This is a genomic window from Levilactobacillus yonginensis (assembly GCF_964065165.1).
Taxonomy (GTDB): Bacteria; Bacillota; Bacilli; order Lactobacillales; family Lactobacillaceae; genus Levilactobacillus; species Levilactobacillus yonginensis_A.
On sequence record NZ_OZ061549.1, the window covers coordinates 234,973 to 252,002 of the forward strand.

Annotated in this window: 17 protein-coding genes; all 17 read left to right on the forward strand. The window is 49.6% G+C overall.

Annotated elements, in window-relative coordinates:
* Positions 1 to 16 precede the first annotated feature (16 nt).
* Positions 17 to 985, forward strand: coding sequence for a phospho-N-acetylmuramoyl-pentapeptide-transferase (gene mraY, locus AB3Y94_RS01180; RefSeq protein WP_367296462.1), 969 nt, complete (start codon positions 17 to 19; stop codon positions 983 to 985).
* Between the two features lie 125 nt (positions 986 to 1,110).
* Entirely contained in the window at positions 1,111 to 2,514 is a 1,404-nt protein-coding gene (gene murD / locus AB3Y94_RS01185; protein ID WP_367294771.1) for a UDP-N-acetylmuramoyl-L-alanine--D-glutamate ligase, read from the forward strand.
* Positions 2,514 to 3,608, forward strand: coding sequence for an undecaprenyldiphospho-muramoylpentapeptide beta-N-acetylglucosaminyltransferase (gene murG / locus AB3Y94_RS01190; RefSeq protein WP_367294772.1), 1,095 nt, complete (start codon positions 2,514 to 2,516; stop codon positions 3,606 to 3,608). Before murD ends, murG begins: the two co-directional genes overlap by 1 nt.
* A gap of 33 nt (positions 3,609 to 3,641) precedes the next feature.
* Positions 3,642 to 4,499 carry a cell division protein FtsQ/DivIB gene (locus AB3Y94_RS01195; protein ID WP_367294773.1) on the forward strand — a complete coding sequence of 286 codons (858 nt, stop codon included), beginning with the start codon at positions 3,642 to 3,644 and terminating at the stop codon, positions 4,497 to 4,499.
* 141 nt (positions 4,500 to 4,640) lie between these two features.
* On the forward strand, positions 4,641 to 5,969 hold the full coding sequence (ftsA, locus tag AB3Y94_RS01200) for a cell division protein FtsA (protein WP_367294774.1): 1,329 nt from the start codon (positions 4,641 to 4,643) through the stop codon (positions 5,967 to 5,969).
* Between the two features lie 22 nt (positions 5,970 to 5,991).
* Positions 5,992 to 7,257 carry a cell division protein FtsZ gene (ftsZ, locus tag AB3Y94_RS01205; protein ID WP_367294775.1) on the forward strand — a complete coding sequence of 422 codons (1,266 nt, stop codon included), beginning with the start codon at positions 5,992 to 5,994 and terminating at the stop codon, positions 7,255 to 7,257.
* A 37-nt stretch (positions 7,258 to 7,294) separates the two neighbouring features.
* Positions 7,295 to 7,726: a cell division protein SepF gene (locus tag AB3Y94_RS01210; RefSeq protein WP_367294776.1), complete on the forward strand. Its 432-nt coding sequence runs from the start codon at positions 7,295 to 7,297 to the stop codon at positions 7,724 to 7,726.
* A 12-nt stretch (positions 7,727 to 7,738) separates the two neighbouring features.
* Complete coding sequence (locus tag AB3Y94_RS01215) at positions 7,739 to 8,023, forward strand: YggT family protein (protein ID WP_125693739.1); 285 nt, start codon at positions 7,739 to 7,741, stop codon at positions 8,021 to 8,023.
* Positions 8,024 to 8,042: 19 nt separating this feature from the next.
* A complete protein-coding gene (locus AB3Y94_RS01220) occupies positions 8,043 to 8,822 on the forward strand; it encodes an RNA-binding protein (RefSeq protein ID WP_367294777.1) in 780 nt (259 codons plus the stop codon).
* Positions 8,823 to 8,841: 19 nt separating this feature from the next.
* Entirely contained in the window at positions 8,842 to 9,543 is a 702-nt protein-coding gene (locus AB3Y94_RS01225) for a DivIVA domain-containing protein (protein WP_367294778.1), read from the forward strand.
* Positions 9,544 to 10,257: 714 nt separating this feature from the next.
* Positions 10,258 to 13,068, forward strand: a complete 2,811-nt coding sequence (ileS, locus tag AB3Y94_RS01230; protein WP_367294779.1) for an isoleucine--tRNA ligase — start codon at positions 10,258 to 10,260, stop codon at positions 13,066 to 13,068.
* 588 nt (positions 13,069 to 13,656) lie between these two features.
* Positions 13,657 to 13,881: a cold-shock protein gene (locus AB3Y94_RS01235; protein ID WP_125682627.1), complete on the forward strand. Its 225-nt coding sequence runs from the start codon at positions 13,657 to 13,659 to the stop codon at positions 13,879 to 13,881.
* A 1-nt stretch (position 13,882) separates the two neighbouring features.
* Entirely contained in the window at positions 13,883 to 14,425 is a 543-nt protein-coding gene (locus tag AB3Y94_RS01240; protein WP_367294780.1) for an NUDIX hydrolase, read from the forward strand.
* Between the two features lie 9 nt (positions 14,426 to 14,434).
* A complete protein-coding gene (locus AB3Y94_RS01245) occupies positions 14,435 to 14,734 on the forward strand; it encodes a hypothetical protein (RefSeq protein ID WP_367294781.1) in 300 nt (99 codons plus the stop codon).
* A 17-nt stretch (positions 14,735 to 14,751) separates the two neighbouring features.
* A complete protein-coding gene (locus AB3Y94_RS01250; protein ID WP_367294782.1) occupies positions 14,752 to 15,444 on the forward strand; it encodes a 5'-methylthioadenosine/adenosylhomocysteine nucleosidase in 693 nt (230 codons plus the stop codon).
* 27 nt (positions 15,445 to 15,471) lie between these two features.
* Positions 15,472 to 16,668 carry a cysteine desulfurase family protein gene (locus tag AB3Y94_RS01255; protein WP_367294783.1) on the forward strand — a complete coding sequence of 399 codons (1,197 nt, stop codon included), beginning with the start codon at positions 15,472 to 15,474 and terminating at the stop codon, positions 16,666 to 16,668.
* 1 nt (position 16,669) lies between these two features.
* The gene (locus tag AB3Y94_RS01260) at positions 16,670 to 17,011 is read left to right on the forward strand and encodes a DUF1831 domain-containing protein (RefSeq protein WP_367294784.1); all 342 of its coding nucleotides are present in this window, start codon (positions 16,670 to 16,672) and stop codon (positions 17,009 to 17,011) included.
* Positions 17,012 to 17,030: the final 19 nt, after the last annotated feature.

The window sequence follows — 17,030 nt, forward strand, 5'->3', positions numbered from 1 at the left end:
ATTGAGTAAGAAAATGATGAATGTGATTCTGCCACTATTGGGTGGGTTTATAATTACCGCGGCGTTTATGCCAGCATTGATTCGGTACTTTCGCGCCCGCCACGAAGGGCAAATGATTCGAGAAGAGGGTCCGACCTGGCACGAGAAGAAGTCCGGAACACCCACGATGGGCGGTCTGTTATTCATCATCGCGATTGCTGTGATGACGCTGGCAACTAGTTGGTTGTTGGCGCCACACCACGTTCTGTCGACCACTTGGATTCTGGTCTTCATCTTGGTCCTGTATGGGGGCTTGGGCGCGTGGGATGACAGTATCAAACTGTTCCACCGTCAAAATGAAGGTCTCAAGGCTTGGCAAAAATTGCTTGGTCAAATTGTTGGAGCGTTGATTCTATTTTGGGTCTACACCCATGAACACCTCCCAATGGCGTTGCACGTTCCGGGGATGGGTAACTGGCACATGAGTGGCTGGTACGCCGTCTTCGTGATTATTTGGCTAGTTGGTTTCAGTAACGCGGTCAACCTGTCCGATGGTTTGGATGGGCTGGTCAGTGGGCTAGCCAGCATTGCATTCCTGGCGTACGGGGTTGTTGCCTGGCACCAAATGCAACTGAATATTGCAATCTTTTGTTTTGCCGTAGTTGGCAGTCTGCTCGGTTTTCTCATCTTTAATCATAAACCAGCCAAAATCTTCATGGGTGACACGGGTTCCCTCGCTTTAGGTGGGGCTCTTGCCGCAGTGTCGATTTTGTTGCACCACGAATTATCCTTACTGTGGATTGGACTGGTCTTCGTGATTGAGACGGCGAGTGTTATTTTGCAAGTTGCCTCATTCAAATTAACGGGTAAGCGGATTTTCCTGATGAGTCCAATTCATCACCACTTCGAGATGAAGGGGTGGAGTGAATGGAAGATTGATTTCACTTTCTGGGGAATTGGCTTAGTAACCGCGTTAAGTGGTGTGTGGGTCATCTTAGCAAAATAACGGGTCTGACCGACTAATGGGCTAACTTGCTCGTTGACGGGTCAAGTTGGCCTTTTTGTTTGTCCTTTGGCCGGGGTACCGGTTAAAGTGAGTCGACCAAATTAGAATAAATTAAATACTTAGAAATGAATGGAGAGCGAACGGTAATCATGAAGCAGATCACAACGTATACGGATAAAAAGGTATTAGTCCTCGGACTTGCCAAGAGTGGGGTCAATGCGGCCCAACTCTTGAAACGCTTGGGGGCTCAAGTGACCGTCAGCGACGTGAAGCCGTTGGCCGAAAATCAGGATGCGCAGGACTTGCAGGCAGCTGGTTTCACCGTGATTACGGGTGAACAGACCGCTGACCTCTTGGACGCGGGGTACGACCTCATGGTCAAAAACCCTGGGATCACTTATGACGTTCCCGCCGTTAAGCGGGCCCAGGAGTTGAAGCTCCCCATTATCAGCGAAATGGAACTGGCTAGTGAGGTGGCCGAGGCTGAACTGGTTGCCGTGACCGGGAGTAACGGGAAAACGACGACCACGACCATGATTCAAAAAATGTTGGCACACGACCGTCAAGCAGGTAAGTCGGTTTATGCCGGGAACATTGGGATCCCAGCCAGCAAGGTAGCTCAAGAAGTGACCGCCGACGATACGTTGGTCTTGGAAGTTTCCAGCTTTATGTTAGTGGGAACAACTGAATTCCATCCCCACATCGCCGTATTGACCAATGTTTTCTCCAATCATTTGGACTATCACAAGACGCGCGCTAACTACGTCGCAGCCAAGATGAAGATTACGGCTAACCAAACGGCTGAAGACTACTTTGTCATTAACTACGATACACAAGAGTGGCGTGATTTGAGTAAATTGACGGCGGCCCAAGTGGTACCATTCTCTCGGCAAGATGTGACGGAAGATGGGGCCTACGAAAAGAACGGCGACCTCTACTTCAAGCGTGAAAAAATTATGCCAGCCAGTGAAATCAAGGTTCCTGGTGACCACAACGTTGAAAATGCTCTGGCGGCCATTGCGGTAGCTAAGATCAAGGGCGTCAGTACGGCAGCTATCGTCGCTGTCTTGCGGTCATTCGGTGGGGTTCGTCACCGGACCCAATTTGTGTTGGAAGCAGAGGGCCGTCAATACTACAATGACTCCAAGGCAACGGATATGGAAGCCACTGAAATGGCTTTGAAGGGCTTCAAGGCACCAGTTATTCTGTTAGCTGGTGGTTTGGACCGAGGATACACCTTTGAAAAGATGATTCCATCCTTCAAGGAACACGTCAAAGCAATCATCCTGTTTGGTCAGACAGCGAAGTTACTAGAAGATACGGCCAAGCAAGCTGGCATTAAAACGATTAAAATGACTGAGAACGTTGAAACTGCCGTTCCACTGGCCTACGACTTAAGTGATGAGGGCGATATCATTCTCCTGTCACCGGCCAACGCTAGCTGGGATCAATACCCGAACTTTGAAACGCGGGGCGACCTCTTTATTAAGGCCGTTGAGCAGCTCACTGGTCAGCAGGAGGAAAAGTAATGCGATTAATGGTATCGGGTGGCGGTACCGGGGGGCACATTTACCCGGCACTCGCCCTCATCAAAGCTTTAAAGAAACGCGACGCAAACGCGGAAGTCATGTACGTGGGGTCCGAACGGGGATTGGAAAGTTCCATCGTCCCAGCCAAAGGGATTCCGTTCAAGTCCACCCGGATTCAGGGATTCAAGCGGTCGTTGTCGTTAGAAAACTTCAAGACAGTTTACCTGTTCATTAAAAGTGTCCACGCCGCTAAGAAAATGATTCGGGAATTCAAGCCCGATGTTGTGGTAGGAACGGGGGGCTACGTCTCCGGAGCCGTGGTGTACGCCGCCGCTCGACTACACGTCCCGACGTTGATCCACGAGCAGAATAGTGTGGTTGGGGTGACTAACCGGTTTCTCAGTCGCTACGTTGACCGAATTGCGTACGTCTTTGACGCCGCCCTGGATCAACTGCCGGTCAACAAGATGGTCAAGACTGGGAATCCTCGGGCGCAGGAGGCTGCCGAGGTTGTGAGTCACTTTAGCTGGTCTGAGTATCAGTTGAAGGACGACGTGCCAACCCTATTGATCTTCGGGGGGTCCCAGGGGGCCCTAAAGATCAATTCAGCGACTGTCGCAGCGATTCCAGCATTCAATGACCGTAAGTACCAGGTCGTCTTTGTTACGGGTCAGAAGCGCTATGACGGCGTTATGGAGCAACTGAAACATACAAAGATTGCGGCTAATGTGGTCGTTAAACCCTACATTCCAAACATGCCTGAGGTCTTACCAAAGGTGGCCGCTATTGTGGGCCGAGCCGGCGCGACTAGCTTGGCTGAAATTACGGCGGATGGTATCCCCTCAATTTTGATTCCTAGTCCCTATGTGACGGCCGATCACCAAACCAAAAATGCCAAGTCTTTGGCTACGGTCGGTGCCGCTGAAATCATTACGGAAGCTGATTTGACCGGTGAAACGTTAGTTAAGAAGGCTGACCAACTGATGAACGACGATGCTTTACGTCAGGATATGGCGGCGGCTTCCAAGCAACTGGGGGTTCCCGACGCAGCTGATCGTGTCTTGGACGTGGTTCTCGAACTTAAGCGTGACTAGCACGCAAATCCAGCGAATGGGAGGTGTGCAGCCATGAAATTTCGGTTGAATCGTGATGATTCTAAACAACAGCGCTCGATGACGCCTTGGGAGGAATACCAAGCCCAGGCGGAACGGAAGCGCAAGCAGGACCAGGCGCCTAAGTGGGTGCACAAGGCCAAGCGCATTGGCGATAAATTGCCGCGGTTAAAGCATCAACGTAACCGTAAGCTTGTTCGCCGCATGACGTTTCTGCTCGTCACATTTACCGTGGTGATCCTGGCCATGGTCTATCTGGTGTCACCGTTGAGTCATTTCAAAACGGTACGAGTGACCGGGGCCGATGCGCTCTCGACCAAACAGGTACAACAGGCCGCGCGAGTGCGCCCCGGTGATTCCATCTATAACGTGGTGGGTCATCAACAGCAGCTGGCCCGGCAAGCAGTCAAACGGAATTCACGGTTAAAAACCGTCACTATCCAGTTTCGTCAGCCTAACCACGCTACGATTCAGGTGGTGGAGTACGCTACGGCCGGATACGTGATGAAGCAGGATCGGTACTACGAAGTGCTGGAGAACGGTATCGTGAGTCAACAGTCTGTGACTCAGCCCAAGAGTGGCACACCAGTCTATGGGAGTTTTAAGCGGACCCAGAAGCTGCACCGAATGATTCTGCAGTATGCAAAGTTAGATAGTGAAATTAAAAGTAGTATCAGTGAGATTCAAGATTCACCAACCAAAGACAACCCCAACCGCATCCATCTTTTCATGAATGACGGCAATGAGGTCTACGCTAGCATCCCGAGTTTTGCCAAGAAAATGGCCTATTATCCAAGCATTGCGGCCAAGATGAAACACAAGGGTGTGGTCAATTTGGAAGTGGGCGCTTACTCATACGCCTTTAAAAAATAATTTCATTTTGATTGCAGCGAAGAAAAAGCGTCATAAAGGCTTTTTTAACCCCTAGTAAATGTGGTAAACTGTAAAATAATTAGGGAAAAAGCGAATTCATGCAGTGTTATAGATAGATTAACTTAGGAGGTTCCTTTTTCTATGGATAATTCAGGGATGTACGTTGGCCTCGATATAGGAACCACCTCAATAAAAGTCATTGTTGCTGAGAATGTTAAAGGGCAAATGAACGTTATTGGTGTGGGAAACGAACGTTCGAACGGTGTTAGCCGCGGTGTCATCGTGGATATCGATAAAGCCGCTGAAGCAATTCAACGGGCCGTTCGGCAAGCCGAAGAGAAAGCCAGCATTGAAATTCACGATGTGATTGTGGGAATACCCGCAAATATGTTAAAAATTGAACCTTGCAGTGGCATGATTGCCATTGATGATCAGTCTCGGGAAATTACTGGTCGAGACGTACGAAACGTTGCCCAAGCGGCTTTGATTCAAAGCCTGCCACCGGAACGCGAAGTGGTTGAGATCCTTGCCGATGAGTTCATCGTTGACGGTTTTGATGGCATCAAGGATCCTAGAGGCATGGTTGGTGTTCGTCTAGAACTCCGTGGGACACTCTTTACTGGTCCCAAGACCATTATGCATAACACCCGCAAAGCCGTTGAGCAAGCTGGCCTGAGTATTCGCGGGACGGTGATCAACCCCATGGCTCAAGGGATGATGGTCATGAACGACGGCGAACAAGACTTTGGGACTGTCCTAATTGATTTGGGTGGTGGCCAAGCGACTGCTGCTGTGATCCATGATCACCAACTCAAGTACATTGACGTTGATCAGGAGGGTGGTCAATTCATCACGAAGGACATTTCCGTTGTGTTGAATACGTCACTAGACAGTGCGGAAAAGTTGAAACGTGATTACGGTTACGCTGATTCCGCTCAGGCGAGTGATGAGGATGAATTTCCGGTCGATGTGGTCGGCCAGAGTCAACCAACGCCTATTTCAGAAAAATACTTAGCAGAAGTTGTCGAGGCCCGGTTGGACCAAATCTTTGGTCGTCTCCGGACGAACCTCGATAAGGTACAGGCTCTCGAATTACCTGGGGGTATCGTTTTGACTGGTGGGGTGGCCGCCTTACCAGGAATCACCGAGTTAGCAACCGAAGAATTCGATACTAACGTTCGGGTTTACGTACCAGATCAGATGGGGTTACGCCATCCGTCATTTACGTTGGCGTTGGCCTTAGTCAAATACTTTGGGGGGCTGAGTGAAATTGATTTGCTCATCAAGAGTGCCTTGACGGGCTCCACCCAACTAGCCGATGAAACCGACGAGATTCGTCACCGTGAGCAGGCTGAAGAGTCATCAGTAGCCAATCCGGCACGTTCGAGTCAGGGTAAGCAACCAAAACCAAAGAAGAAGAAAAATCGGACAGAAGGGTTCAAAAAATTCTTCAGCGACTTCTTCGACTAACGCGAGATGGAGGAATACACAAATGGAATACTCACTAGATTCTGCGCAAAATAACGGCGCAATCATTAAGGTGATTGGTGTTGGTGGCGGTGGTAACAACGCCGTTAACCGCATGATTGCTGAAGACGTCAAAGGTGTCGAATTTATCGTGGCCAACACGGATGTGCAGGCCCTGGAAGCCTCAAAAGCTGAAACTAAGATCCAACTCGGGCCGAAACTGACCAAGGGATTGGGTGCCGGTGCTAACCCTGAGGTTGGTGCCAAGGCCGCTGAAGAGAGCGAAGAAGCCATCACCGAAGCCTTAGAAGGTGCCGACATGGTCTTCGTGACTGCCGGTATGGGTGGTGGTACTGGTAATGGTGCTGCTCCAATCGTGGCTAAAATTGCCAAAGAAAGTGGCGCTTTGACCGTTGGGGTCGTAACGCGGCCATTTAGCTTTGAAGGCCCACGGCGCGGTCGCTTCGCTGCCGAAGGGGTTGCAGAAATGAAGGAAAACGTGGATACGTTGATCGTCATTGCCAACAACCGCTTGTTAGAAATTGTGGACAAGAAGACGCCAATGATGGAGGCTTTCCAAGAAGCTGACAACGTGTTACGTCAAGGGGTTCAAGGAATCTCTGACCTGATCACAAGCCCTGGTTACGTTAACTTGGACTTCGCTGATGTGAAGACGGTTATGAAGGACCAGGGAGCTGCTTTGATGGGAATCGGCTCCGCCAACGGTGAAAACCGGACGGAAGACGCTACCAAGAAGGCTATTTCTTCACCATTGTTGGAAGTTTCCATCGATGGTGCCGAACAAGTTCTGTTGAACATTACTGGTGGACCAGACTTATCCTTATTTGAAGCCCAAGCCGCTTCACAGATTGTATCTGACGCAGCTACCAGCGATGTCAACATTATCTTCGGGACGTCTATCGACGAAGACCTTGGCGACGAAGTCAGGGTCACCGTAATTGCTACTGGTATCGATAAGAAGAAGGAAGAACGCGAAGCTGCTCAACACAGTCGGGTTGCTCGGCGCGAAGCCAGTCAACCACGGCAAGCAAATCAATCAAGTGAACCAGCTGCTCAGGAAACTGAAAAGGATCCATTTGGGAACTGGGACATTCGCGAACCAGCTCACCGGCCAGCGCCAGAAAGCCAAGCAACTGGGCATGATGAATTTGCTGGTGTTGACAAGCCTGACTTCAGCATCTTTAACCCAAGCTCATCGACTGAGAGCTCAGCTAGTGATGACAACAAGGGCGAAGACACGCCACCATTCTTTAAGCGGCGGCGTAAGTAATCTCGTCAAAAATTCGTTGTGAGAGGAGTGGCCAACCATGGCGGAGAAGTTTAGTCTTAGTAAGTTTTTCGGAATGAACGATGATTATGACGAAGACTATCAAGAGGACCCAACCCCGGTAGCTAAGCCAACATCAGCTGCCCCAAGTCGACCGAACGATAGTCGAAAGGTGGTTGCCATGCGGACAGCGAAACCAAATACTAGTCACATCGCCATCTGCGAGCCGCGGATCTATTCGGATGCGAAGTCGATTGCCAAGCAGCTTACCAGCGGTGATGCCGTTCTGGTAAACTTTGCGCGGGTCGATGAAACCCAAGCACAGCGGATTGTGGACTTCCTGAACGGGACCGCGTTTGCGGTGGGTGGTGAAATCAAGCGCATCGGTGAACAGATTTTTCTGTGCACCCCTCATAATTTTGAGGTCAGCGGAGACGTCGCAGCTAACTTAGGAACGCAGTTTAAGCAGTAAAGGAGCGACGTTGTGCTAACACTTGTACTTTATCTTTTTAAAGCGCTGAACTGGGTCGTGTCGGCTTACATCTTATTGATCGTAATCTACGCGCTACTCAGTTGGCTACCTGGTGGCTACCAGTCTCGCATTGGACAAATCATTGTGCGACTGGTGGAACCATTCTTGAAATACTTTAATTTTGTGGCGTTAGGACCGATCGGTTTTGGACCCGTTGTGGCCATCATTGTCCTATCGCTGGTGCAATACGGGATTCAGGCAATTGAGATGGTTGTCCTGCGCGTATTGTTCACTTAACCTGAAGGGAGAAACGACTGTGGATGAGAATGTCTTGCAGCATTTTCGGCCTGATGAGGGGCCGTTTATTGATGCAATTGGCGGCTGGATCCAGCAAGTTCAAGACGAATACCGTCCAGTTCTCACTCACTTTTTGAACCCCCGGCAAGTTTACATTGCAACCACTCTGGCGCGGCGGGCTGACATGCACGTGGCGTTTAGTGGGGGCCACGAACACGCTGAGATGCAGCGCGCACTATTTTACCCGGATTACTACGAACCGGCTGAGAAGGACTTTGAAGTCACTTTAATGCGAGTCGATTATCCCGTGAAATTTGCGACCCTTCATCACAGCCAGATTCTGGGAACGTTGTTAGGGGCCGGAATTGAACGAGAAATCTTGGGTGATATCCTGACGGACGGTGAAGTCTGGCAAGTCATTACCGAGCGTTCTATGGCGGACTACTTGATTGGTCAGGTTGATCACATTGGTCGGGTGAAGTCCCGGTTAGTGATGACAACTTGGGATACCCTGGTGGCACCGTTGAATGAATGGGAATCAGAGGGCGCATCGCTCTCCTCTCTACGCTTGGACAACATCGTGGGGACGGGATTCCACTTATCACGGCACCGGGCCAAGGAACTGATTGAAGCGGGTCGTGTCAGATTGAACTGGGCAGAAACGATGAAGCCCGATTACGAATTAGACGTAGCCGATATCGTTTCTGTGCGTGGCTTTGGCCGAATCCGGTTGGATGAAGTCGGTGGCCGCACCAAAAAGGAAAAAATTCGGGTCACCTTAGCGGTACTGAAGAAATAGATGCGGAGGGAACAGTGCGATGGTACTTAGTCCATTAGATATTCATAATAAAGAGTTTGGTACGAAAATGCGTGGTTACAACGTTGATGAGGTCAATGATTTCTTAGATCAGGTGATCAAGGATTACCAAATCACGTTGAACCACAACAAAGAATTAGAGGAACAACTGGATGCGGCGAACGGAAAACTCAAGTATTTTAACGACTTGAAGGACTCCTTGAACCAATCCATCCTGGTTGCTCAAGAGGCTGCTGACAAGGTCAAGGCCAACTCGCAAAAGGAATCTGAAATTATTATCCGCGAAGCCCAGAAACAAAGTTCCGATATCGTTTCCGAAGCCACGAACAAAGGTAATCAGATTATGGCGGAAGCTTCCCAACGGGCCAAGAAGTTGGCGGTTGAAACTGACGACTTGAAGAAGAGCACCCGGGTCTTCCGGCAACGGCTCCAAGTTATGTTGGAAAGTCAGTTAGAAGTGGTTAAGTCCAATGACTGGGACAACTTGCTGAAGGAAGGCTCCATGTCCAGCTACGAAGAAATCAAGAAGGTCGTTGGTGACCGACTTGACAATGAAGCTGCCCAGGGCGTAAACTCAGTAGCATCGCAACCAGCTGAAGAAGCACCGGTTGCGGAAGCTCCTGTCACGGATTCTGGCGATGATAACGGCGAAACAGTCGTCATTTTCCCGGGCAATGACCAACAACAATACGACAAAAATTAGATAAAACGGCCAGAGAAACGTGCCGATTAAAAAGATGGTACTAGCGAGTTAGCGATGGTGGAAGGCTAACAACCCGCTCTTTTTAACAGGTATCATTCTCCCAAGTTCCACAGCTGAACGCGTAGTAAGCTATGGCGGATCGCCCCGATAACGGCATCTGAGGGTAGGCAACGTCACCGTTGTCTACCGAATTTGGGTGGTACCACGAACGACTTCGTCCCTTGCGACGGGTCGTTTTTTGTTTGTCATATTTTAAGGTAGTTGTGGTGTTGGAAGTTTGTTTAGCTGAATAGGGCTAAACGGATTTTCATGGGGTGAAGTGGCTGGTTGTGAGATTAATGTGTAAGGTTCGTCGTCAGTAATCAGTCACAAAATCTTAATCCTGTTTAACCAATAAAAAAACAGGTGAAGAATATTGGGTAGTGGTGAGTGTTAGCCGAGAGGGAGCCAAATATGGGCTCAGGCGCCTCGTTGTTCTTAGCCGTTTACGGCTTAGAACAAGGCCAAGCTTTGAGACTCACGGGTTAAGTGAGGCTCAAAGTTGTGCCGGCACCGTTCCAGCCCATATTTGGCGACCGGTAAGGCGAAAACCACCACTACCCAAAAGATGGTGAGGGAAACTAACGGTCGGGTTGACCGGTGAGCTGAGACTGCCAAGCAGTTTGAGCTCACCGGTTCACCAACCGAGGAACAAAAATCAAGGAGGAAAACGGTATGCGAGTGAAAGACACACTGAACTTGGGTAAAACCAAGTTTAAGATGCGCGGGAACTTACCAGTCAAAGAAGTTGACCGGCAAAAAGCTTGGGCTGACAACAAAGTTTACGAAGCCCGTCAAAAATTAAATGAAGGGAAGCCTAGCTTTATTTTGCACGATGGGCCTCCATACGCTAACGGCCCCATTCACATGGGACACGCATTAAACAAAATTTCTAAGGACATCATCATTCGCTACAAATCAATGAATGGTTTCCGGGCACCTTACGTTCCTGGTTGGGATACTCACGGTTTGCCAATTGAACAACAATTGACGAAGGCCGGTTACGACCGGAAGAAGATGTCAACGGCGGACTTCCGGGACCTTTGTCGCGAATACGCTTTGAAGCAGGTTGACCAACAACGCGAAGGTTTCAAGCGTTTAGGGGTTGCCGGCGAGTGGGATAAGCCATACTTGACGTTGAATCCAGAATTCGAAGCCCAAGAAGTTCGGGTCTTCGGTGAAATGGCGAAGCGTGGTTTGATCTACAAGGGGAAGAAGCCAGTTTACTGGTCATGGTCCTCTGAATCAGCCATGGCTGAAGCCGAAGTTGAATACCACGATGTAACGTCACCTTCCGCTTACTACGGGTTGAAGGTCGTTGATGGCAAGGGCGTTTTGGATAACGATACGTACCTGGTTGTCTGGACGACGACGCCTTGGACGGTGCCCGCCTCTGAAGGGATTACCATCGATGCAGGGTTGGAATACCAGGTTGTTCAACCAGCTGGTGAAGACCGTAAATTCGTCTTAGCTAGTACGTTGATTGACGAAGACGCTAAATTGTTTGGTTGGGAAGACGTTAAGGTCTTACAAACCATCAAGGGTCAAGATCTTGAAAAGATCACAGCGCAACACCCTTTCATGGACCGGAAATTACTGGTTATGCTGGGCGACTTCGTTACTGACGAAACGGGTACTGGTTTGGTTCATACCGCACCAGGCTTAGGGGAAGATGACTTTAACGTTGGGATGCAATATGGCTTGCCCGTCATTGTACCGGTCAACGACCAAGGGTACATGACGGCTGAAGCTGGCCCCGACTTTGATGGTGTCTTCTATGAAGATGCGAATGACATTGCCTTGAACAAGCTGAAGGAAACGAACGCTTTGCTCAAGTACATGCCTTACGAACACAGCTATCCATTTGACTGGCGGACTAAGAAGCCCGTTATCTTCCGGGCAACGCCACAATGGTTTGCGTCCGTTGACAAGATTCGTGACGAGATCCTGGCGAACTTGAAGGATGTTAAATTCAAGCCTGACTGGGGTCAACGTCGGTTGGCCAACATGATCAAAGACCGTGGCGACTGGGTTATCTCTCGTCAACGGGTTTGGGGTGTGCCACTGCCAATCTTCTATGGTGAAGATGGTGAGGCAATCATCACGCCAGAAACGGTCAGCCACGTTGCTGATATCTTTGAAAAGTTTGGGTCTAACGAATGGTTCAAGCGTGAAGCCAAGGACTTACTGCCAGAAGGCTTTACCAGTGAACATTCTCCAAACGGCGAATTCACTAAGGAAACCGACATCATGGACGTCTGGTTCGATTCTGGTTCCTCACACCAAGGTGTCTTAGCCGAACGGGATAACCTTGAATTCCCAGCTGATTTGTACCTGGAAGGTTCAGACCAGTATCGTGGGTGGTTCAACTCTAGTTTAATTACGAGTGTTGCCGCAACCGGCAAGGCCCCTTACAAGCAAGTCGTTTCCCAAGGATTCACGTTGGACAAAGATGGTCACAAGATGTCCAAGTCTCTGGGTAACACGATTGCCCCGGATGAAATCATCAAGAAGATGGGGGCCGACATTGTTCGTCTCTGGGTTACTTCTGTGGATTCATCTGCCGACGTGCGGGTGTCAACCGAAGCCTTCGTGAAGATTTCTGACAGCTACAAGAAGCTGCGGAACACCATGCGTTACTTATTGGCTAACACCAGTGATTTTGATCCTGAGGCCAATGGGGTGGCATTTGATCAGTTAGAGACGGTTGACCGTCACATGCTGTACAAATTGAACGCATTCACCAAGAGTATTCTGGCCCACTATGAAGACTACGACTTCCTGAACATCTACAAGGAACTCACGAACTTTGTTATCACTGATTTGTCGGCCTTCTACCTGGACTTCGCCAAGGATGTTCTGTACATCGAAGCCGAAGACAGCCAGGATCGTCGGTCAATGCAAACGGTCTTCTACCAAATCGCCGTTACGTTGACGAAGCTGATCACGCCAATCCTGCCACACACGGCCGAAGAAATCTGGGACTTCTTGAAGGAACCGGAAGACTTCGTTCAGTTGGCTGAAATGCCAAAAGTCATGGACATGGCCGATGCTACTGAAGTTGCCGGGGATGATGAAAAGTCAGCCTGGGATCACTTCATGAAGTTGCGGAGCCACGTTTTGAAGGCTTTGGAAGAAGCTCGGGATGCTAAGTTGATTGGGAAGGCCGCCGAAGCCCACCTCGACTTATACGTTGACGATGACATGCAAGCAATGTTGGATAAGCTAGCTATCAACGTACAGCAAATCTTGCTGGTTTCTGGTTTAGACGTTGCTAGCTTAGACCAAGCACCAGCCGATGCACTGAGCTTTGACCACGTTGCTGTTAAGGTAACGCCAGCCGCAGGTGAAGTTTGTGACCGTTGTCGGTTGGTTAAAGAAGACGTTGGCAGCGATACGGACTACCCACACTTCTGTGCGCGTTGTGCTGCAATCGTTCGTCAAAACTTCCCTGAAACCGCTACTGAAGGTTTCGAAGAAAAGTAATTTAGTAGGTCATGGCGTCTCCGGTTGGCCGGCTCAGCACCTGCCGTGGGGACCGGAACAAGCCGGAAAGCGGTCTTGTCCCTCGACTTGAAGCCACGGAAAGTCACCGCGTCTTCAAGCTCGTCCCGTGTTAGTTACCTGAAAATCACAGGCAACTAACACTGACACGGCTGGTGTTGACCCGGCCAACCTCCGCAACGAATGACCTCTATCGGCCATTCAGATAAGAGTCATTATTCAACATTTGTTTTAGGTTGACTAATGGCTAGCGAGTAATTGCGAAGGTTTATCCCTATCAATCGAAGTACGCGTTATGAGGCAAGTTGATACTAGACTTTGATCTCACCTTGGTGGCAATGAAATCCTGTGTAAGCCGGCAAAGTGACTGACCACGCTGGATTTAGAATTTAGCTAAAAAATAAGAAGTGCTATGAGAACTATCTCGTTCATTGGGAGAGGTGGTTAGCGTAGCACTTCTTTTATGTGACAAATTAATTGTGGTGCCGAATATAATGCCACAATAAGTGTCCCGGTTTGCGGTCATCAGCGCAAGCGAGTATAATTTGTGCTATGTATGGGAGGGATACCATGTTAACCGGAAAAGTAAAGAGTTATAGCGAACAACGCGGCTTTGGATTCATTACGACACCCGCAGACGGCGACATTTTCGTCTACTACACGGCCATCGTTGGTGAAGGCTTTAAAAAGCTAGAAGTTGGTCAAACGGTACAATTTGTGGTTGTCCAAGGGTTGCGTGGCCTCCAAGCGGCTAAAGTAACACCCGTTGTGACGGGCTCCACTGAGGAGGCTTAACATGGACTTAGAAGAACACGTTGAGAATACCGAAGAGATTTACGACGGTTCCATTTTGAAATTGGAACGCCAAGAGGTCCGGTTACCCGACGGTAAACAAGCCTTTCGGGAAATCGTGCGACACTCTGGCGCGGTAGGCATTTTGGCCCTGACGGCGGACAATCAAATGATTCTGGAAAAACAGTGGCGTGCGCCGGTTGCGGCAGTGACACTGGAAATTCCTGCAGGTAAGCTGGACAGTCGGGATGCCGATAACGTTGAACACGCCGTTAAGCGGGAGTTAAACGAAGAGATTCGGATGCAACCAGGGCAGTTAAAACGAATTACCGGTTTCTATTCCACTGTCGGATTTTCGGATGAATACATGACGCTGTTCTTAGCCACTGACTTGCAGCCCGTTCAAACCGAGCTGCCGCGCGATAAGGGTGAAAACCTGGAGTTGCTCACGGTGACAAAGAAACAAGCGCAAGCCATGGTTGAGCGTGGCGAAATCAACGACGCCAAGACGATTACGGCCATCTATTACTGGCTATTACAGAAGTAGGTGACAGCGATGCATTCGGATGACCAACAGACTAGTGATCGGCCCAAAACCCGGGCAGACTATCGCCGTGAACAAGAGCAGGCGGAGCACGAATTTCAGGAACGGGACCGAAAACGGGTTCAGGTAGAAAAGGAATATGCGCGCCGGCACGGCAATGAACCAGCTAATGATGAACGTCCCGAGGAACAGCGAGTCAACCCAACTGAAAGCAAACAAAAACGGTTGGGCCACCGCTTAAATTGGGCCATTTTTTGGCTACTAGTTTTAATCATTATTGTTTACGTAATACTATTTTTTGTAGAAATTTAAGGAGTGGAACACAGCACATGACATTTGGAATTCTCTGCGCCATGGAAGAAGAAATTAAAGAACTGCACGATGCCCTGGAAGACGGTCAAACGACTGACGTTCACGGGTTAGAGTTTTATCAAGGAACGATTCACGGCCAACAGGTTGTGTTAGTGCGTTCCGGTATTGGTAAGGTTGAAGCTGGTTTGACAACCGCCTTGCTGATTACCCAATTCAACGTGGACATCGTTATCAACTCCGGTTCTGCTGGGGCCTTAGCGCCTGACTTGAATATTGGTGACGTGGTGGTTTCGACGGAAACGGCCTATCACGATGCCGATGCCCGGGCCTTTGGCTACGAATACGGCCAATTACCCCAACAACCAGCGCGGTTCGCAGCCTCCAAGGAGTGGGGTCAAAAGATCGTGGCCGCTGCTGCTGACACGGGTTTGAAGACGAAACTGGGGCTGATTGTATCTGGCGACCAGTTCTTAAACAGTCCGGAAACGATTAAGGACATCATGGGTCACTTCCCGGACGCATTGTCTGGTGAAATGGAAGGGGCCGCTGTGGGTCAAGTTGCCCACCAATTTGACGTCCCTTACGTGGTCGTCCGGGCAATGTCTGACAATGCCGATAATGATTCCGGTGTTAATTTTGATGACTTTATCGTTGATGCGGGGCATCGTTCCGCACAAATGTTACTGGACCTGCTAGCCGCACAGAACTAGTTCAGGTTAATTCAGGAGGTTTTTAGGGTGCAAGAGGTTCATGTAAGTAATAATAATGCTGTCCGGGAAATCTACCTGGACAACGCCGCCACGACACCAATGGCCCCAGAGGTTTTGGCAGAGATGACGGATAAGATGGCCAACGTTTACGGCAACGCCTCGACGTTGTACGGGTTAGGGCGACAGGCCCACACCTTGATGGAAAATAGTCGACAAGTAATTGCCAACAGCATCAACGCTGCCCACGATGAAGAAATCATCTTCACTAGTGGTGGGAGTGAGGGCGATAACACCGCCATCACTCAGACGGCGTTGACCCGCCAGTCCTTAGGCAAACACATCATCTCGACCGCAGTGGAGCACGAAGCTGTGTTACGGCCACTACATGCGTTGGAAGAAAAAGGATTTGAAGTCACGTATCTTCCCGTTGATGAGCATGGTCGAATCAGTTTGGACGACTTCAAGGCGGCTCTCCGTGATGACACCATTTTGGTGACGATCATGATGGGGAACAATGAAGTAGGAAGTCGGATGCCAATTCACGAGATTGGTGAGATCTTAAAGGATCACCAGGCTTGGTTCCATACGGATGCCGTTCAGGCTTACGGCTCGTTGGATATTGACGTGCAGGCAGATCACATTGATTTACTGTCGACGTCCGCCCACAAAATCAATGGTCCTAAGATGATTGGTTTCCTGTACAAACGGGAAGGGGTCAACTTTCCTAGCCTGATCAAGGGTGGCGACCAAGAGGAAAAGCGGCGGGCCGGTACGGAAAACGTCCCAGCCATTGCCGGCTTTGCCAATGCCGTTGAACTGTTGACACCAGCCGCTAAGGAAGAAAAACGGGTCCGTTTCCACGGCTTCAAGGAGCAGGTTGTGAAGGGGTTAACCGCCAATGGTGTCGACTTCGATATCAACGGTTCCCTGGAAGGTGAAAACTTGGAACACGTGTTGAACATCTGGATCAAGGGTATTTCGACCTACGTGATGCAAACCAACCTTGATCTGGCTGGTATCGCCGTTTCTGGTGGTTCTGCATGTACCGCTGGCTCAATCGAGCCATCACACGTGCTGACCGCTATGTTTGGTGAAGACAGTCCCCGGATTGCTGAGTCGATTCGCTTGTCATTTGGTCAGCAGACGACGAGTGCGGAAATCGATGCGTTTATTAAAAATGTGAGCGCCATTGTGAAGCGTCTATCACACAGTGAGGTGAAGTAGGATGTTATTTGAGAAGACAATGCAAGTTGATGGTGATACGGATACGTATGAGCTTCACCCCAACGTGAAGCCATATGCACTGAAAGATGTCGGGTTCCAGGTCTCCAATGCGGGGAACTATACGCTCGAACGTTCTGTAGATCCGACGTCACCTTACAACAAAAATCAAATGTTAAAAGTTGTCGTGGCTAAGGATTTGAGCGGCTTTAAGATGTCCACGACCAATGCGTCTGGTAACGCGCGGGTCAATATTTTCAAGGGTGCCCATGCCGAAGGTAACGTAGAACAGTATCACTTTATTCTGCAAAACTTGATTGACCGTGAGATTTTACAAAAGAAGTAGTGATGTGGTGGTTTTCCTT